Source organism: Brevundimonas sp. AVps7 (assembly GCF_058681545.1).
The window spans coordinates 596,927-615,647 of record NZ_CM178742.1 but is presented as its reverse complement, the minus strand read 5'-3'; the positions used below and the strand labels follow the sequence as shown (position 1 = coordinate 615,647).

Here is an 18,721-nt window from a genome sequence, read left to right as displayed (position 1 = left end):
TACGTGTGGCCGACCGCGTGGCTCCTAGAACAGCACTTTCAACGTGCCGACAATGCGATCATCTGACAGGGGGCCGTCGACGTCCGTGTCGTGGTAGCGCACATCCGCGACCAGGTTTTCAGTGAAGGCCCAGGCCACGCCCGCGTTCCACGTCGTGTAGTCCGCGTTGATGTCCAGTACCTGCTTGCCGACGGCGCCTGACACCGTCCAGCCCGGGGCCGGCGAGAAGGCGGCATTCGCCTCGGTGTAGAAGGCTTCTCCATCCGCGCCGAAGAAGTCGGGCGAATAGTAGAAGGCGACACCCGCGGTGACCGGACCGATCGCGCGCGACGCGGCCGCTTTCAGTTCGACATAGTTGTAGTCGGCCGCCGAGGGCTCGTTCACATAGCCGTAGCCGACCACGCCGAAGTCCAGGGCGAAGCCGCCGGCCTCGGTGCGGATGCCGCCGTACAAATCGATCTCGGCGTCGGTGTCGTCGCCGAAGTCGACGTTCGAGGCCCAGGCGCCCGCGTACCAGCTGCCGAAGGTCAGATCGACGCCGGCCTGCAGGGCGGGATCCTCGTCCGTCTGGCTGTAGCCGCGGAAGACATAGTCGCTGGTAACGGCCGCGTTGAAGGCGATGTCCACGTCCTGAGCGGAAGCGGAGCCGGCGGCGAAGGTGGCGAGCGCGGCGGCGAGCGCGGCGCAGGAAACTTGCAGTCTCATTACTCTTATCCCCGTATGATTTTGATTGATCGTCCAGTTGCCGCCGGACGCGAGGAGAGTCGCGCCCGGCGTCGTCTTGGTCAGTGTTCCAGGGCTTCGCCGTGGAGGGTGGTGTCGAGGCCTTCGGCTTCCTGGGCATCGGTGACGCGAAGTCCGGTCGTGAACTTGCAGATGATCAGGATGATGAAGGTGCCGACAGCCGAGTAGGCGATGGTCCAGGCCAGGCCAAGGGCCTGGGTCGGGATATTGGCGCCTTCGCCGAGGCTGTTGATCGCGGTCGTGGCGAACACGCCGGTCAGAAGCGCGCCGATCAGACCACCGGCGCCGTGGATGCCGAAGGCGTCCAGCGAGTCGTCGTAGCGGAGCAGTTTCTTGATCCACACCGACGAGATGTAGCAGACCGGTCCGGCGATCAGGCCGATGAGGACCGCGCCCTTGGGATCGACAAAGCCGGCGGCCGGGGTGATGGCGACCAGACCGGCGACAACGCCGGACAGCATGCCGATCAGCGACACCTTCTTCTTCTCGATGACCTCGACGATCTTCCAGGTCAGGGCGGCGGCGGCGGCGGCCAGGATGGTGTTCAGCAGAGCTACACCCATCAGGTCGTTGGCGGCGCCCGCCGAACCGGCGTTGAAGCCGATCCAGCCGACCAGCAGCAGCGAGGCGCCGATCATGGTCAGGACGGGGTTGTGCGGGTTGATCACTTCAGTGCCGTAGCCTTTGCGACGACCCAGGAAAATGGCGCAGACCAGACCGGCCACACCCGAGTTGACGTGAACGACCGCGCCGCCGGCAAAGTCCAGCACGCCGGCCGAACCGAGGAAGCCGCCGCCCCAGACCCAGTGGCAGATCGGTGCGTAGATCAGCAGCGACCAGAGGGCGGTGAACAGCAGCAGAGCCGAGTACTTGAAACGCTCGGCGAAGGCGCCGGTGATCAGGGCCGGCGTGATGATGGCGAAGGTCATCTGGAAGGAGATGAACAGGAACTCAGGGATTCCGGGCAGCAGGGCGTTGGCCGTCTGCAGGGAAATGCCGTTCAGGAACAGGGCGTCAAAGCCCCCGATATAGGGCTGGAGCGCCGGGTCGGAGTTGGCGCTGAAGGCGATCGAATAGCCGGCGATGAACCACACCAGGGTCACCACGGCGAACACGCCGACCGACTGGGTGATGGTCGCCACCACGTTCTTGCGACGGACCATGCCGCCATAGAACAGGGCCAGACCGGGGAGGGTCATGAGCAGGACCAGGGCGGTCGAGGTGCCCAGCCAGCTGGTGCCGGCGGCGTCGAGTTCGAGGGCGGCCTGGTGGGCCAGAAGGGTGGGAGCGGCCGCTTCCTCATCAGGAACAACGGCCTCCGCCACCTCGGCAGCGGCGGTTTCGACGGCGGCGGCAGCGTCCGCGACGGGCGTTGACGGAGCGGCGGCCTCGGTGGTCGGAGCCGGCGCGGCGGCTTCCTGGGCGAAGGCGCCGCCCGCGTAGAAGAGTCCGATTGTCAGAAGACAAAGGGCAAGGATGCCCGGTAGCCGATTGAAGAACTGCGACATGAATGCATCCCCTGTGTGATCTCGCAGTTGCGAACTGTTTACCGCAAAGGCGAGAGACGCAAGGGGTTCGGCCGTATTCGGCGCAATTTTAGTGTGCGTGTCGCAGGTTACACACCCACAATGGGCAAGATATAACCTTCACCGTAGCTGCAGCGCACAAATTTTTCGCGCGCCGCAGGTGTGACGAAAAGGTTAACCCCAGTGCATCTGGACGCGGTGTGCGGCGGCCCAGTGGATCGCCCGGATCGCGTCGATGATCGCCTCAGCCGCCGCCCGTGTGCCCAGTTCGCCACCCAGGTCCGCCGTCGTGGCGCCGGCCGCCAGGACGGCCGCGACCGCCGCCTCGATCGACGAAGCCTCGTCGTCGAGGTTCAGGCTGTGACGCAGCATCATCGCCGCCGACAGAATCGTCCCGACCGGGTTGGCCAGGTCCTGACCCGCGATGTCCGGCGCCGAGCCGTGGATCGGCTCGAACAGGCCCGGTCCCGACTCGCCCAGCGACGCCGACGGCAACAGGCCGATCGATCCGCCCAGCACCGAGATCTCGTCCGACAGGATGTCGCCGAACATATTCTCGGTCAGGATGACGTCGTACTCACGGGGTTTGCGGATCAGGTGCATGGCCATGGAGTCGACCAGGGCGTGCTCCAGCTGGACCTGCGGGAACTCCTCGGCGTGGATGCGGGTGACGACTTCACGCCACAGCCTCGAGGTCTCCATGACATTGGCCTTGTCGACCGAGGTCACCTTGCCGCGTCTTTGCAGGGCGGTCTTGAAGGCAGCCCGCGCGACGCGTTCGATCTCCGGCACCGTATAGATGCACAGGTCGGACGCCATGGTGTCGGTGCGGGTCTTTTCGCCGAAATAGACGCCGCCGGTCAGTTCGCGGAAGACGATCAGATCGACGCCCTCGACGATCTCCTTCTTCAGCGGCGAACGGTGCGCCAGCACAGGCGAGACCTGCAGCGGACGCAGGTTGGCGAACAGGCCCATAGCCTTGCGGATGCCCAGCAGACCTTCTTCCGGACGACGCTTGCCGCCGTCCCACTTCGGCCCGCCGACCGCGCCCAGCAGAACGCCGTCGGCGGCCAGACAGGCGGCGGTCGTCTCGGGCGGCAGGGGGTCGCCGGTCGCATCAATGCCGGCGCCGCCGATCAGATGCTCGGCGAAGTCGAACCTGTGGCCGTAGAAGTCGGCGATGACGCGCAGCACATCCTTGGCCGCCGAGATAACCTCCGGCCCCACGCCGTCACCGGGCAACAGGACGATGTTGTAGGTCTGGGTATTCGGCATCACGCGGGCTCCGGGTAGTGGGTACGTTCGTAGGCTTCGATGTCAGGCATGTGCTTCTGGAGCCAGCCCAGGGTGTCGACGCCGTCCAGCAGACACTGGCGCGCAAACGGCTCGACCGCAAAGGCGACCGGCGCATGGTTGCCCCGGCGGACCTCTCCGGCCTCCAGATCGACGGTCACGACCTGTTCCGGGTTGGCGACCAGATCCTCCCAGGTCGCCTGATCGACGACGACCGGCAGGAAGCCGTTCTTGAGGGCGTTGGAGGTGAAGATGTCGGCGATGGACGTCGAGATCACCGCGCGGAAGCCGTAGTCGTACAGAGCCCAGGGCGCATGCTCGCGCGACGAGCCGCAGCCGAAATTGTCGCCGGCCACCAGGATGCGATGCTCGGCCGGATCGATCCGGTTCAGCACCGCCTCCGGCCGGGCCGAGCCGTCGGCCTCATAGCGCCAGTCGTAGAAGGCCTTCTCGCCCAGACCCGTCGTCTCGGTCGTGGTCAGGAAGCGCGCAGGGATGATCTGGTCGGTGTCGATATTGGCCTGGGTCAGGACCAGGGTGCGTGACGTCAGGACTTTCAACGGTTCAGGCATCGACCGCCTCCGACAGATAGACACGAGGATCGGTCAGGACCCCTGCGATGGCCGAGGCCGCCGCCGTCGCCGGACTGGCCAGGATGGTGCGCGCCCCCTTGCCCTGACGGCCTTCGAAATTGCGGTTGGAGGTCGAGACGGCCAGTTGGCCCGGTGCGACGAAGTCCCCGTTCATGGCGATGCACATGGAGCAGCCCGGGATGCGCCATTCGGCGCCGGCCTCGATGAAGACGTGATGCAGGCCCTCGGCCTCAGCGTCGCGTCGCACCGCCTCGGAGCCCGGCACGACCAGCATGCGCAGGCCGGCCTTGACCTTGCGACCGCGCAGTACATCGGCGGCAGCCCGCAGGTCGGGCAAGCGACCATTGGTGCACGACCCGATGAAGACCACGTCCACGGCCTGGGTCGTCGTCGTCTCCCCGGCCTCGAAACCCATATAGGCCAGGGCCTTGCGATCGCTGTCCGACTTCGGCTCCGGAACCTTGGATCCAATGGGCGAACCCGCATCCGGCGTGGTGCCCCAGGTCGCCATGGGACGGATCGCGGCGCCGTCGATCACGACCTCGGCGTCGAACACCGCGCCCGGATCCGTCGCCAGCGTCAGCCACCCGGCCGCCCTCGCCTCATAGGCGTCGCCCTGCGGCACGTGCTTGCGGCCGCGCAGCCAGTCGATGGCTGTCGCGTCCGGCGCGATCATGCCCGCGCGCGCGCCGGCCTCGATAGACATGTTGCAGAGGGTCATCCGCCCTTCCATGTCGAGCGACCGCACGGCCTCGCCTGCATATTCGATGACGAAGCCCGTGCCGCCGCCGAAGCCCAGTTCGGCGATGACGGCCAGGGCCACGTCCTTGCCCGACACCCCCGGCGTCAGGGCGCCGGTGACCGTCACCCGCATCGCCTTCGATTTGCGCTGCAACAGGCACTGGGTCGCCAGAACATGGCCGACTTCCGAGGTGCCGATGCCGAAGGCCAGGGCCCCGAAGGCGCCGTGCGTCGCCGTATGGCTATCGCCGCAGACGACGGTCATGCCCGGCTGGGTCAGGCCCAGCTCCGGTCCCATGACATGGACCACGCCGCGATCCGCAGAGTCCCATCCGGCCAGATCAATCCCGTGCCGCTCGCAGTTGGCCTCCAGCCGATGCACCTGGGCCTCGGCTTCGGCGGTGACATAGGGCTTCAGGCCGTTCAGTCCGGCCGGCAGGGTCGGGGTCGAATGATCCAGGGTCGCGAAGGTGCGATCGGGGCGGCGGACCTTCAGCCCCCTCGCCTCGATCTCGGTGAAGGCCTGGGGGCTGGTGACCTCGTGGACCAGATGCAGGTCGATATAGAGGACGCCCGGCGTGTCGGCCGTCTCCGGCGTGACGACGTGGGCGTCCCAGACCTTGTCGAACAAAGTCCTAGGCGGCGACATGTGCGTCCCTTTGCGTCGCCGTGCAGATGGCGATCAGTTCGGCGTCGTCGATCTCACCGATCTCGTCGGCCCGCGTCTTGAAGGCGGCGAAGGCGTCGGTCAGGTGATCGCCAATCAGCGGATAGCCCAGAACCTCGGCCCGCTTCTGCACCGCCGTCCGGCCCGAATGCTTGCCCAGGACGAAGAAGCTGCCCGAGAAGCCTACGTCCTCGGGACGCATGATCTCATAGGTGCGGGCATCGGCGTACATGCCGTGCTGGTGAATTCCGGCCTCGTGGGCGAAGGCATTGATACCGACGATCGCCTTGTTGCGGACGATCGGCGAGTGGGTGACCTCGCTCAGCATGCGGCTGGTCTCCAGCAGCTTGGTCGTGTCGATGCCGGTGGTCACGCCATAGCGTTCGGCCCGGACCCGCAGGGCCATGACGACCTCTTCCAGAGCGGCGTTGCCGGCGCGTTCGCCGATGCCGTTGATGGTCGATTCGACCTGGCGCACGCCTGCCTCGATCGCCGACAGGCTGTTGGCGACGGCCAGGCCGAGGTCGTTGTGGCAGTGTGTCGAGAAGATCACGTTCGGGAAGTTCGGGCGGATCCTGGCGATCAGGAACCGGTACAGGCTCGCGATCTCGGCCGGGGTCGCATAGCCGACGGTGTCCGGCACATTCAGGGTCGAGGCCCCTGCTCCCGCCGCTGCCTCCAGCACCTCGGCCAGGAACTGGGGCTCGGTGCGGATCGCGTCCTCAGCGGAGAATTCGACGTCGTGGAAATGGGTGCGGGCGTATTCGATCGAGCGCACGGCCTGGGCCAGCACCTGATCCGGCGTCATCTTCAGCTTGGCGGCGCGGTGGATGGGGCTGGTGCCGATGAAGACGTGGCAACGCCGACGTTTCGTCCCGCGCAGGGCGCGCCAGGACGCGTCGATGTCGCTCTCGTTCGAGCGCGACAGGGAACAGAAGACCGGGCCGGAGTCGTCCTCGGCCATCTCGCCGACGACGGCGCGGATGCAGTCCTCGTCGCCCGGCGACGCAGCGGCGAAGCCGGCCTCCATGACGTCGACGCCCAGAGCCTTCAGGGTGCGACCCATGCGAACCTTGTCGTCGGGCGACATGGAGAAGCCCGGCGCCTGTTCACCGTCGCGCATGGTCGTATCGAAGACGATGACCCGGTTCGGGTCGGTGGCTACTCGGTCGATGATTGAGGCGGTCATGCTGCGGCTACGCTCTGATAGCCGTAGGCGGAGGCGGCGAAGCCGACGCGGGTGGCGCCGATCAGCTTGTCGATCTGGCGGCCCAGATTCTCGGTGCAGCGGCCCTCGTCGCGGCCGCGGACCTGCAGCTGAACGCGGCGCATGGCGCCCTCGTCCGACAGGCTCATGGCGTCGATGTGGAAGCCGCGACGCTCCACGAGACCGATGAGGCGCTGAAGCGAGCCGTCGGCCCGGTCGATCTGGATCTGGATGGTGTCCGTCATCACATGTCTCCTTCAAAGCGCGTGTCGTGAAGCATTTCAGCGTTGTTCTTGCCCGGCGGAACCAGAGGCCAGACGTTCTCTTTGGGGTCGATCAGGACGTGCATCAGGCACGGACCGGGCGCGGCCAGCAGACGGGCGATGCCGTCCGTGACCTGACCCCGCTGGTCGATCATGAAGGCCTCGACGCCGAAGGCCTGGGCCACGGCGACGAAGTCGGGATTGTCCGACAGGTCGACCTCTGAATAGTTCTCGGCGAAGAACAGCTCCTGCCACTGGCGCACCAGGCCCAGCGAGGCGTTGTCCAGCAGGACGATCTTCAGGGCGACGCCGTAGCGGCGCAGGGTCGCCAGTTCCTGGATGTTCATCATGAAGCTGCCGTCACCCGAGATGGTCACGACGTGGGCGTCCGGCTTGGCCAGCTTGGCGCCCAGACCGGCGGGCAGGCCGTAGCCCATCGCGCCCAGGCCGCCCGAGGTCAGGTGGGATTCGGGACGCGAAAACTCGCAGTGCTGGGCGACCCACATCTGGTGCTGGCCGACGTCGCAGGCGGCGATGAAGCTGTCGCCCGCGGTCCTGGACAGTTCGTTCAGCAGGGCGGGCGCATAGACCCCCTCGCCCGGCGCGTCGTAGCGGAAGGCGTTCCGCCTGGCGTTCGAGGTCGAGCGGATGATCCACGGATCGATGGCCAGCGAGGCGGAGGCCACGCGCGCGGTCAGTTCCTCGATGCCCGCCTTCAGGTCGCCGATGACAGGGACGTGGGCGGCGCGCAGCTTGCCGATCTCCGCCGGGTCGATGTCGAAATGGACGACCTTCGCATGGGGGGCGAACTCGTTCAGCTTGCCGGTCGCGCGGTCGTCGAACCGGGCGCCGAAGACGATCAGCAGATCGCTTTCCTGCACCGCCTCGTTGGCGGCCCGCGTGCCGTGCATCCCCAGCATCCCCAGGAAACCCGGCGCATCCGTGCGGATCGAACCCAGGGCGTTCAGCGTCGACACTGAGGGGATGCCCGTCCGCTCGGCGAAGTCGCGCAGGGCCTCGACGGCGCCGGCGATCTTCACCCCGCCGCCGATGTAGATCAGCGGACGTTCGGCGGCGCGGATCAGGGTCTCGGCCTCGGCGATCGCGGCGCGATCCAGCGGCGTGACGTCGTTCGGATAGTGGAAGCCGAAGTCGTCCGAGGTCATGCCGACCTGCACGTCCTTGGGCAGATCGACCAGCACCGGACCGGGGCGACCCGAGCGGGCGACGTGGAAGGCCTCCTCGATCACGGCGGGGACGTCCGCCGGATCGCGGACGACCCACGAGTGTTTCACCAGCGGCAGGGTGACGCCCAGAATGTCGATCTCCTGGAAGGCGTCGGTGCCCATCAGATGGGTTGCGACATTGCCGGTAATGCAGACCATCGGCACCGAATCCATCATCGCATTGGCGATGCCGGTGATCAGGTTGGTCGCCCCCGGGCCCGAGGTCGCCATACAGACCCCGACCTTCCCGGTCGCCCGGGCATAGGCGTCGGCCGCGAAGGCTGCGCCCTGCTCGTGACGCACCAGGATGTGCTTCACACCTGCGCCGGTCAGGGCGTCATAGACCGGCATGATCGCGCCGCCCGGATAGCCGAACACCACCTCGACGCCCAACCGATCCAGGGTGGAGACGAGCAGCTGCGCACCGCTCCGGGGAGCGGCTGCGGCTTTGGCGCTGATGGCGGTGGCGACGGCGGTCATTGCGGTTCTGACGCTGATTTATTTGCAGTTGGACTATGCGGCTTCGGCGGTCTTGGGCGCGTGCAGCCAGGCCATCCGCTCGCGCAGACCCTTGCCGACCGACTCGATCAGGTGCTCGCCGTCGGCCTTGACCAAGGCGTCATAGGCACCCTTTCCGGCCTCGTTCTCGGCGATCCATTCACGAGCGAAGGTGCCGTCCTGGATCTCGGTCAGTATCTCCTTCATGCGCGCACGGGTCTCGGCATTGATCACGCGCGGGCCCGAGACGACCGAACCCCATTTGGCCGTCTCCGAGATGAACTCGTTCATCTTGGTGATGCCGCCTTCGTAGAACAGGTCCACGATCAGCTTCAGCTCGTGCATGCATTCGAAATAGGCGATCTCGGGCTGGTAGCCGGCCTCGACCAGGGTGGTGAAACCACCCATGACCAGTTCCTTGGCGCCGCCGCACAGGACGGCCTGTTCGCCGAACAGATCGGTCTCGGTTTCTTCCTTGAAGGAAGTTTCCAGCAGGCCGCCGGTCGCGCCGCCGATGCCCTTCGCATAGCCCATGGCCCGGTCGCGAGCCTTGCCGGTCGCGTCCTGCTCGACCGCGAACAGGGCGGGGACGCCGCGTCCGCGCGCGTACTCCCGACGGACCAGATCGCCAGGCCCCTTGGGCGCGACCAGGATCACGTCCATGTCCTTACGTGGGGTGACGCGGCCGTACAGGATCGAGAAGCCGTGGGCGAACAGGATGGCCGCGCCCTTCTTCGCATTGGGCTCGATGACCGTCTTGTAGATCTCGGCCTGGGCCATGTCGGGGGTCAGGATGGCGATGATGTCCGCCCCCTTCACCGCTTCGCCCGGCTCCGCGGTCGGAACGCCGTCGGCCTGGGCGTTTTTCCAGCCCTTGCCGCCGTGACGGACGCCGACGACCACGTCGTGGCCCGAGTCCTTCAGGTTCTGCGCGTGGGCGCGGCCCTGCGAGCCATAGCCGATGACGGCGATGCGCTGGCCGGCGATGACGCCGGGACGGATGTCGTCGTTGGTGTAGATTTCCATGGCCTAGGCTTCCTGCGTCTGACGGGTTTCCGCGCGGACCTGGGAGTGTCTGGTCTGAGCGGGGGGCGGGTTGGGAATGGTGACGGCGCCCTGGGCGGCCGAGGCCACCGAAGCGCGGTATTTGGCGAAGACGCCGGTCGCGGCGTTCAGCGGCGGAGCGACGTGGCTGGTCCGACGCGCGGCCAGGTCGGCGGCGACATCGATGCGGCGCGCGGTGACGTCGATGGTGATGCGGTCGCCGTCGCGGATCAGGGCGATGGGGCCGCCCGCCGCCGCTTCCGGCGACACGTGGCCGGCGACGAAGCCGTAGCTGGCGCCCGAGAACCGGCCGTCGGTGATCAGGGCCACGTTGTGGATGCCGCGGCCCTTCAGGGCGGCGGTGACCTGCAGCATCTCGCGCATGCCCGGGCCGCCTTGCGGACCTTCGTAGCGGATGACGATGACGTCGCCCTCGCCGACCGAACCGTCCTGGACGGCGTGGAAGGCGTCTTCCTCCGAATCGAACACACAGGCCGGGCCTTCGAACCGGTCGACCTTGTGGCCGGTCAGCTTGATGACCGCGCCGTCCGGAGCGATGTCGCCGTAGATCACGGCATAGGAGCCGCGCGGGCTGAAGGGCTCGGCGACGGTCGACACGACCTGCTGGCCCGGGGTCTCCTCCGCCTCGGCGGCCTCGGCGAACAGGCTGCGGCCCGAGACGGTCGGCGCGTTGACGATCTTGCCGGCCTCGGCCAGCCGCTGGGTCACCAGCCGGGTGCCGCCCGAGGCGTACAGGTGCGAGGCCAGGAACCGGCCGCCCGGCTTCAGGTCGCAGATGACCGGCGTCTCCTCGCAGGCGGTGTTGCATTCCTCGACGCCGAACTCGATCCCCGCCTCGATGGCGATGGCGGTCAGGTGCAGCACCGCATTGGTCGATCCGCCGGAAGCCGAGACGGCGGCCGCCGCGTTCTTCAGCGACGCGCGGGTGATGTATTTGCGGGCCGTGTCGCCGGCGAAGACCCGCTCGACGATCAGCTCGCCGCAGCGGTGGCCTTGCGCGCCCTTCATCGGATCGACGGCGGGCACGTCGTTCGCGCCCATCGGCGACAGGCCCATGACCGACAGGGCCATGGCCATGGTGTTGGCCGTGAACTGACCGCCGCAGGCGCCGGCGCCGGGGCAGGCCGCGCTCTCGACCATCTTCAGCTGGTCGTCGTCGATCGTCCCGGCGCCGCGCGCGCCGATGGCCTCGAACACCTCCTGGATGGAGATCTCCTTGCCGCCGATGACGCCCGGCATGATCGTCCCGCCGTAGTAGACCAGACCCGGGATATCCATCCGGGCCAGGGCCATGGCCGCCGCCGGGATCGTCTTGTCGCAACCGACGATGCAGACGACGCCGTCCAGCTGATGCCCCTGAACCGCCAGCTCGATCGAGTCTGCGACAACCTCGCGGGAGATCAGCGAGGCCTTCATGCCGGGCGTGCCCATCGAGATGCCGTCGGTGACGACGATGGTGTTGAAGTCGATCGGGAAGCCGCCGGCCGCGGTGATCCCGGCGCGGACGTCCCTGGCCAGCCGGTCCAGATGCATGTTGCACGGCGTCACCGACGACCAGGTGTTGACCACCGCGATCATCGGCTTCTCGAAGTCAGCGTCCTGCATGCCGGCGGCGCGCAGATAGCTGCGCGCCGCCGCACGGTTGGCTCCAGCAGTCACGACGGCGCTTCTTCGCTGAGGCGAAGGAGCCGTGTCGTCCGGGGTGAAATCTTGCGTCATGGTCTTGAGGCGTTCCGAGAGAGGTCCCGGACCGGCGCAACAAAAAACCCGCTTCCTTTCGGGAGCGGGTGGCTGCGGTCGATCCTGATTTTGCTTGGGTTCAGGTCAGTTGCATCCACGCCGCTCCGGAGAGCAGGCCAAGGAGTACGGTGAGAATAAGGGTGGTCAGGGCGGCAGGCGACGTCGTCGGACGCGCGACAGCGACGGCGCGAGCCGTGCGGCGGGTCGGGGTGTGACGGGTCTCGTGGCTCACGGCCAACTCCTGTTTACCAGGACATAAGGCCAGAGATCGCTGCGCTGCACAACCTGTTTTTGGAAGAAACTTCCAATATCTGCCCCTTTGGATACCCAGGAGGCAATTCTAACCAGCGGCCAGCGCGGGTCAGGTGATATCCGCCGCATGCGCGGCGGTTGCGGGTCTAACTCCGCGCGCCCTGCTCCTCGGGCGGTCGGCCGGCACGGGCCGGACGGACCACCGCGTTAGCCGTCGACGAGTTCCTGCAGCATGGGGGCGAGGCGCGCTTTCATCCGTTCGCACTCCTCGGCGGACAGTTTCATACCCCCGGACAGATCGCGCCCCACGGCCACGCCCATGAGGATCCCGGCCAGGATCCGCGCGCGAATCGGCGCGTCGTCGCCGCCCAGCCACTCGGTAAACGGCTGATAGAAGCACTCGGTCGACAACTGCTGAACGATCTCCGCCGCCTTGGGCGAACCGGCTGACTTCAGCATGATCAGCAGCCAGGCCAGATCGTCATCCTTGGCCGGACCATAGACCAGGTCGTCGGCCATCCGCTCGCCAAAGGTCGCCCGGTCGCCTTCCATGAGGTCCTTGCCGTCGCAGTCGTCGAGCACGGCCCGGAACAGTTCTTCCTTGGAGCCGAAATAGCGGGAGATCAGTGCGGGATCGACGCCGACATCCCTTGCGATGTCTCGCATCCCCACCTGGTCATAGCTCTCGGCCGCGAACCGTTTGCTGGCCGCGTCGAGAATCGCACTGCGGGTGGCCGCGGCATTCCGGGGTCGATGGCAAACGGCGAAACTCAATGTGATCTCCAGTAACCGTAGGAAAGGTATGGCCATGTCATCGGCTGTTGACAAGGGCGGCCGATGGACACAAGTAAGTCATCAGGCGATGACCGGGACCTCCTCCCCCGTGATGCTGGTCGCGCCCGACAGGGAATTTGCCCCACCAGGGAGATTGCGCGCATGCGCAGGCTGAAGATCATCGCCGTGTCCGTCCTCGTGACGGGCGCGCTTTATGGCTGTTCGCAACGTTCGGAGGCCCAGGGCCCGCCGCCCGCCGCGCCGGTCACCGTGGCCGTGCCGCTGGCCGAACGCGTCGTCGACTGGGACGATTTCACCGGTCGATTCGAGGCCACCTCTTCCGTCGAGGTCCGGGCCCGCGTCGGCGGCTTCATCCAGTCCGTCCACTTCCGCGACGGCGACTATGTGCAACGCGGCCAGCTGCTGTTCACGCTCGATCAGCGTCCGGCCCAGGCCCAGCTGGCCTCTGCCCGCGCGGCACTCAACCAGGCCCAGGCCCAGCTGACGCTCGCCCGCACCAACCTGACCCGCTCGGAAGGCCTGCTGGCCAGCCAGGCCGTCAGCCAGGCCGAGGTCGACACCAACAAGGGCGCGGTCCAGACCGCCGAGGCCAGCGTCGCCTCCGCCCACGCCGCCGTCCGCGCCCGTCAGCTGGAACTCGAGTTCACCCGTGTCACCGCCCCGGCCTCCGGCCGCGTGTCGGACCGTCGCGTCGATCCGGGCAATGTCGTCGCCGGCGGGTCTTCCGCCGCCGACGTGCTGACGACGATCGTCTCGTCCTCGCCGATCTATTTCGTGTTCGAGGGCTCGGAAGCCCTGCTGCTCAAGTATCAGCGCGACGCCCGCGCCGGCCGCTCGGCGCCGGTCCGCATCCGCCTGCAGGACGAGAGCGACTTTGTCCGCTCAGGTACGCTCGACTTCACCGACAACGCGGTCGACGCCAGCTCCGGCACAATCCGCCTGCGCGCGGTCATCCCGAACGGCGACGGCTTCCTGAAGCCGGGCATGTTCGCCCAGGCCCGCGTCGCCGGCGCCGGCGCCTATGACGCCCTGCTGGTGCCGGATTCGGCCATCGGCACGGATCAGGCCCGCCGCGTCGTCTCGGTCGTCAACGCCGATGGCACCGTCACCCCGACGCCGGTCCAGCTCGGACCGCTCGTCGACGGGCTGCGCGTCGTCCGCTCGGGCCTCCGCCCGACCGACCGGATCATCATCGACGGCCTGCAACGCGCCATGCCGGGCATGAAGGTCGCCCCCACCAACGGCCGCATCGCGCGCCAGCCACGCCCGGAATCCGTCCCGACCACCTACGCCCCGCCAGCCGCGACCGGCACCTCCGCCGGCGCCCTGACGCAATCCGTCACCGTCGGCGACTGAGGCTAGGCGCATGAACATCTCACGCTTCTTCATCGACAGGCCGATCTTCGCGGCCGTCCTGTCGGTGTTCATCACCCTGGTCGGCATCTTCGCCTATCCGCTGCTGCCGCTCGCGCAGTATCCGGAGATCGCGCCCCCCACGATCACCATCAACACCGCCTACGCCGGCGCCTCGGCCGAGACCCTGGCCGAGACCGTCGCCGCCCCGATCGAGCAGGAGGTGAACGGCGTCGAGGGGATGCTCTACCTCTCCTCGTCCTCCACCTCGGACGGCGCGGTGGCGATCACCGTCACCTTCCAGCCGGGCACGGATCTGGATAGCGCCCAGGTGCTGGTCCAGAACCGGGTCGCCCTGGCCGAACCCCGCCTGCCCGAAGCCGTCCGTCAGGTCGGCGTGATCGTGAACAAGCAGGAATCCGGCTTCCTGATGATCCTGGGCCTGACATCGCCCGGGAATGTCCTGAACAACGACTATGTCGGCAACTACGCCAACTCGACCCTGCGCGACCGGCTCCTGCGCATCGAGGGTGTCGGCAACGTCACCGTCTTCGGCGGCGGCAACTATTCGATGCGCGTCTGGATCGACCCGGCCAAGGCGGCCGCGCGCGGCCTGAACGCCACCGATATCGTCGGAGCCCTGCGCGGTCAGAACATCCAGGCCGCCGCCGGCTCGATCGGCCAGCCTCCGTTCGCCACCAACGCTTCCGCCTTCCAGCAGCCGATCCAGGTCCAGGGCCGCCTGTCCAATCCGGACGAGTTCGCCGAGATCGTCATCAAGACCGACGCCGAGGGCCGGGTCACCCGCGTCCGCGACGTCGCCCGTGTCGAACTGGGCGCCCAGGACTACGGCATCCAGGGCTATTTCGACGGCCAGCGCGGCGTCGGCATCGCCATTGTTCAGCAGCCGGGCGCCAACGCCCTGGGCACTGCTGAACGCGTGATGGCCGAGATCGAAGCCATCAAGGCGGACGCGCCCCAGGGTCTCGAAATCGGCATCCCCTACAACCCGACGGAATTCGTCGCCGCCTCGGTCGAGTCGGTGCAGCACACCCTGATCGAGGCGATCATTCTGGTCGTGCTCGTGGTGCTGATCTTCCTGCAGTCGTGGCGTGCGGCCATCATCCCGATCGTCGCCATCCCGATCGCCCTGGTCGCCACCTTCGCTGTGCAACTGGCGCTCGGCTATTCGATCAACTCCCTGTCCTTGCTAGCCCTGGTGCTCGCGGTCGGGATCGTGGTCGATGACGCCATCGTCGTGGTCGAGAACGTGGAACGCTACATCCGCGAAGGCCTTTCGCCCAAGGATGCCGCCTACAAGTCCATGCAGGAGGTCTCGGGCGCCCTGATCGCCATCGGTCTGGTGCTGGTCGCGGTGTTCATTCCGACCATGTTCGTGCCGGGCATCCCGGGCATTTTCTATCGGCAGTTCGCCGTGACGATCGCGGCCGCCTCGGTGGTTTCGCTGTTCGTCTCCCTGACCCTGTCGCCGGCCATGGCCGCCCTTCTGCTGAAGCCGCACGACGAGCATGACGAGCACGCCGCACGTCCGACGACCATCCTGGGCAAGGCCCGCTACTACGGCGGCTGGGCGGGTCGGAAGTTCAACGAGGGCTTCGACTGGCTGTCGCAAAAGTATGGCCGCCTGACCGCCCGCCTGGTGCGCACGGTCGCCGTGGTTCTGGTCGTCTACGCCGGCCTGCTCGGCCTCACGGCCTGGCGCCTGATCGACACGCCGTCGGGCTTCATCCCGGACCAGGATCAGGGCTTCCTGATCGGCGTGATCCAGCTGCCGGCCGGCGCCTCGCTGGAACGCACCAATGCGGTGATGACCAGCGCGCGCGAGATCATCGAGAACACCGAGGGCGTCGACGGCACCGTGGCTTTCTCGGGCCTCGACGGGACCAGCTTCTCGTTCGGCTCGAACGCCGCGACCATCTTCGTGCGCCTGAACGACTTCCACGACCGGACCACGCGCGAGACGACGGCTGCGGCTCTGGCCGGCGCCATCACCGGCGCAGCCCAGGGCATCCAGAACGCCAACATCTTTGTCATCGCCCCGCCGTCCATCCAGGGTCTGGGCACCGGCAACGGTTTTGCGATGATGATCCAGGACAGGACCGGCGCCGGCTACGGCGCGCTGGAAGGCGCGACCTTCGCCATGATGGGCGCCGCGGCCCAGGCGCCGACCGAGGTGCAGCAGGTCTTCTCGACCTACAACACCGCCTCGCCGCGTGTCGAAGCCGACGTCGACCGTGATCGCGCCCTTATGATGGGGGTCCAGCCCTCGGACGTGTTCAACACGATGGGGATCTATCTGGGCTCATCCTACGTCAACGACTTCAACATGCTGGGGCGCACCTTCCGGGTGACGGCCCAGGCGGAGCCGGCCTATCGCGACGACATGGCCGACATCGCCAATCTAAAGGTCCGTTCGGCCTCGGGCGCCATGGTGCCCCTGGGATCGGTCGCCACCTTCCGCGAGAGCGCGGGTCCGTCCCGGATCGTGCGCTACAACCTGTTCCCCGCGGCCGAGCTGCAGGGTCAGGGCGCGCCGGGCGTCTCGTCGGGGACGGCGATCGGCATCATGGAGACTATGGCGGCGACCAGCCTGCCGCCGGGCTTCTCCTACGAATGGACCGGCCTGGCCTTCCAGGAGAAACAGGCCTCCGGCGGCGCGACGATCATCTTCGTGGTCGCGGTGCTTCTGGTCTTCCTGGTGCTCGCCGCCCAGTACGAAGCCTTCACGCTTCCGCTGGCGGTCATCCTGATCGTGCCGATGTGTCTGCTGGCGGCCATGCTGGGGGTGAACGCCCTGGGGCTGGACAACAACATCCTGGTCCAGGTCGGACTGGTGGTGCTGATCGCGCTGGCGGCCAAGAACGCCATTCTGATCGTGGAGTTCGCCAAGCAGAACGAGGACGAGCACGGTCTGGACCGCTGGGAAGCCGCCGTCGCGGCTGCCCGGACGCGTCTTCGCCCGATCCTGATGACCTCCTTCGCCTTCATCCTTGGGGTTCTGCCCCTGGTGCTGGCCGAGGGCGCGGGCGCCGAGATGCGTCGCTCCCTCGGGGCGGCGGTGTTCTTCGGCATGATCGGGGTGACCGTCTTCGGTCTGCTGTTCACGCCGGTCTTCTATGTGATCTGCCGGGGCCTGGCCTCGCGCATCCCGCAGCGTCCCTCGGCTCCGAGCGTCACTCCGACGACCGGCGCGCCTTCGGACGACGCCATCCACTCCACGCCGGCGCTCGCAGCGCCGCGCTCGGGAGACTCCGTATGACTTCTCGCCTCACCCCCCTCCTGACCGCATGTGCCGCCTCCGCCCTGTTGGCGGCCTGCGCGGTCGGGCCGAAGGCGCCCGACGCCCCTCTCCCCCCCCTCGCGTCGGGCGCCTTCGTAAGTTCGCCACTGGGGTCAGCCAACGGCGCGACCTCGACGGCGGAGGCGCGCAGCGACTGGTGGCGGCTCTATGCCGACCCGACGCTGGACGGCCTGATCGACCAGGCCTTCGCGCAGAACAACGAGCTGGAAGCCGCCGTCGCCAACCTGCGCGCCGTCCGGGCCAGCCTGTCGGAAGCGCGCTCGGGCCTGTTCCCGACGACCGGCGCCTCGGCCTCCGCGACGCGCAGCCGCGCCTCGGCCGCGACCACGCCGGGCCTCCCCGCCGGCCAGAACGCGCCGGAGGTCGATGTCTATTCGGTCGGCCTCGACGCCTCCTATGAGGTCGATCTGTTCGGCAGGGTCGCCTCGACCATCCGCGCCGCGAACGCAGACGCGGACGCCCAGGCCGCCGCCCTCGACGTGATCCGCGTCACGGTCGCCGCCGAGACCGCCCGCGCCTATGCCGATGCCTGTTCCGCCAACGCCCAGATCGCGGTCGCCGAACGGACCATCGGTCTGCAGCAGAACACCGCCGACCTGACCCAACGCCTGCTGGAAGGGGGCGCCGGCACGGGCCTCGATACCGCCCGCGCCCGGTCGCTGCTGGCCTCGACCCGCGCCCAGTTGCCGAGCCTGCGGGCCCAGCGCGACGGCGCGCTCTATCGTCTCGCCACCCTGACCGGCGTCACCCCGGCCGAGGCCTCCCAGGCCGCCCGGTCGTGCCAGCGCCCGCCGCAACTCCGCCAGCCGATCCCGGTCGGCGACGGCGCGGCCCTGCTGGCCCGGCGTCCCGACATCCGTCAGGCTGAGCGCGCCCTGGCCGGCGCCGCCGCACGGGTCAACGTCGCCACCGCGTCGCTCTTCCCGACCATCTCTCTGGGCGGTTCGATCGGGTCGACGGCGCTGGAGGCCGGCGATCTCAGCGACGACACGTCCTACCGGTTCTCATTCGGCCCGCTGATCAGCTGGAGCTTCCCGAACATCCTGGCCGCCCGCGCCTGGATCGAGGCCGCCGACGCCCGCACCGACGCGGCTCTGGCGACCTTCGACCAGACGGTGCTGCTGGCCCTTCAGGAAACCGAGACGGCCCTGACCAACTACGCCAACGAACTGGACCGCCGCGCGGCCCTGACCGAGGCGCGCGATCAGGCCGCCAACGCCGCCCGTCTGGCCCGCCTGCGTTTCGACGCCGGCGCCGACAGCTTCCTGACCGTACTGGACGCCGAACGCACCCTCGCGGGCGCCGACGCGACCCTGGCCCAATCGGATGCGCTGGTGACCACCTACCAGATCGCCCTGTTCAAGGCGCTGGCCGGCGGCTGGGATCAGGGCTGAGGCGAACAAAACCGCGAGCGGCGCCCCCATCGGGGTCATTTC

15 protein-coding genes are annotated in these 18,721 nt (G+C 67.8%); 3 read left to right on the top strand and 12 right to left on the bottom strand.

Going from position 1 to position 18,721, the window contains the following annotated elements; translation table 11 throughout:
* Positions 1-24: 24 nt before the first annotated feature.
* From ACW17Y_RS03085 to ACW17Y_RS03030, 12 genes are all read right to left on the bottom strand, one after another.
* Positions 25-705, bottom strand: coding sequence for a TorF family putative porin (locus tag ACW17Y_RS03085; protein WP_492037321.1), 681 nt, complete (start codon positions 703-705; stop codon positions 25-27).
* An 80-nt stretch (positions 706-785) separates the two neighbouring features.
* Positions 786-2,252, bottom strand: a complete 1,467-nt coding sequence (locus tag ACW17Y_RS03080) for an ammonium transporter (RefSeq protein WP_492037320.1) — start codon at positions 2,250-2,252, stop codon at positions 786-788.
* 192 nt (positions 2,253-2,444) lie between these two features.
* Positions 2,445-3,545 carry a 3-isopropylmalate dehydrogenase gene (gene leuB, locus ACW17Y_RS03075; protein WP_492037319.1) on the bottom strand — a complete coding sequence of 367 codons (1,101 nt, stop codon included), beginning with the start codon at positions 3,543-3,545 and terminating at the stop codon, positions 2,445-2,447.
* Positions 3,545-4,135 carry a 3-isopropylmalate dehydratase small subunit gene (gene leuD / locus ACW17Y_RS03070; protein WP_492037318.1) on the bottom strand — a complete coding sequence of 197 codons (591 nt, stop codon included), beginning with the start codon at positions 4,133-4,135 and terminating at the stop codon, positions 3,545-3,547. Before leuD ends, leuB begins: the two co-directional genes overlap by 1 nt.
* On the bottom strand, positions 4,128-5,546 hold the full coding sequence (gene leuC, locus ACW17Y_RS03065; RefSeq protein ID WP_492037317.1) for a 3-isopropylmalate dehydratase large subunit: 1,419 nt from the start codon (positions 5,544-5,546) through the stop codon (positions 4,128-4,130). Before leuC ends, leuD begins: the two co-directional genes overlap by 8 nt.
* On the bottom strand, positions 5,533-6,753 hold the full coding sequence (locus ACW17Y_RS03060; protein ID WP_492037316.1) for a 2-isopropylmalate synthase: 1,221 nt from the start codon (positions 6,751-6,753) through the stop codon (positions 5,533-5,535). Before ACW17Y_RS03060 ends, leuC begins: the two co-directional genes overlap by 14 nt.
* Positions 6,750-7,016 carry an ACT domain-containing protein gene (locus tag ACW17Y_RS03055; protein WP_492037315.1) on the bottom strand — a complete coding sequence of 89 codons (267 nt, stop codon included), beginning with the start codon at positions 7,014-7,016 and terminating at the stop codon, positions 6,750-6,752. The genes ACW17Y_RS03060 and ACW17Y_RS03055 overlap by 4 nt, the downstream gene beginning before the upstream one ends.
* Complete coding sequence (gene ilvG, locus ACW17Y_RS03050; RefSeq protein WP_492037314.1) at positions 7,016-8,740, bottom strand: acetolactate synthase 2 catalytic subunit; 1,725 nt, start codon at positions 8,738-8,740, stop codon at positions 7,016-7,018. Before ilvG ends, ACW17Y_RS03055 begins: the two co-directional genes overlap by 1 nt.
* 33 nt (positions 8,741-8,773) lie before the next feature.
* Entirely contained in the window at positions 8,774-9,784 is a 1,011-nt protein-coding gene (ilvC, locus tag ACW17Y_RS03045) for a ketol-acid reductoisomerase (protein ID WP_492037313.1), read from the bottom strand.
* A gap of 3 nt (positions 9,785-9,787) precedes the next feature.
* On the bottom strand, positions 9,788-11,482 hold the full coding sequence (gene ilvD, locus ACW17Y_RS03040) for a dihydroxy-acid dehydratase (RefSeq protein WP_492037312.1): 1,695 nt from the start codon (positions 11,480-11,482) through the stop codon (positions 9,788-9,790).
* A 160-nt stretch (positions 11,483-11,642) separates the two neighbouring features.
* On the bottom strand, positions 11,643-11,795 hold the full coding sequence (locus ACW17Y_RS03035; RefSeq protein ID WP_492037311.1) for a hypothetical protein: 153 nt from the start codon (positions 11,793-11,795) through the stop codon (positions 11,643-11,645).
* A 227-nt stretch (positions 11,796-12,022) separates the two neighbouring features.
* On the bottom strand, positions 12,023-12,589 hold the full coding sequence (locus ACW17Y_RS03030; RefSeq protein ID WP_492037310.1) for a TetR/AcrR family transcriptional regulator: 567 nt from the start codon (positions 12,587-12,589) through the stop codon (positions 12,023-12,025).
* Between the two features lie 162 nt (positions 12,590-12,751).
* On the opposite strand from ACW17Y_RS03030, the gene ACW17Y_RS03025 reads away from it, so the two are divergent.
* The 3 genes from ACW17Y_RS03025 to ACW17Y_RS03015 are packed head-to-tail and all read left to right on the top strand — an operon-like array spanning position 12,752 to position 18,679.
* The gene (locus ACW17Y_RS03025) at positions 12,752-13,966 is read left to right on the top strand and encodes an efflux RND transporter periplasmic adaptor subunit (RefSeq protein ID WP_492037309.1); all 1,215 of its coding nucleotides are present in this window, start codon (positions 12,752-12,754) and stop codon (positions 13,964-13,966) included.
* Between the two features lie 10 nt (positions 13,967-13,976).
* Positions 13,977-17,243 (top strand): efflux RND transporter permease subunit, encoded by a 3,267-nt coding sequence (locus ACW17Y_RS03020; RefSeq protein ID WP_492037308.1) that lies wholly within the window; start codon positions 13,977-13,979, stop codon positions 17,241-17,243.
* Positions 17,240-18,679 carry an efflux transporter outer membrane subunit gene (locus ACW17Y_RS03015; RefSeq protein ID WP_492037307.1) on the top strand — a complete coding sequence of 480 codons (1,440 nt, stop codon included), beginning with the start codon at positions 17,240-17,242 and terminating at the stop codon, positions 18,677-18,679. Before ACW17Y_RS03020 ends, ACW17Y_RS03015 begins: the two co-directional genes overlap by 4 nt.
* Positions 18,680-18,721 lie beyond the last annotated feature (42 nt).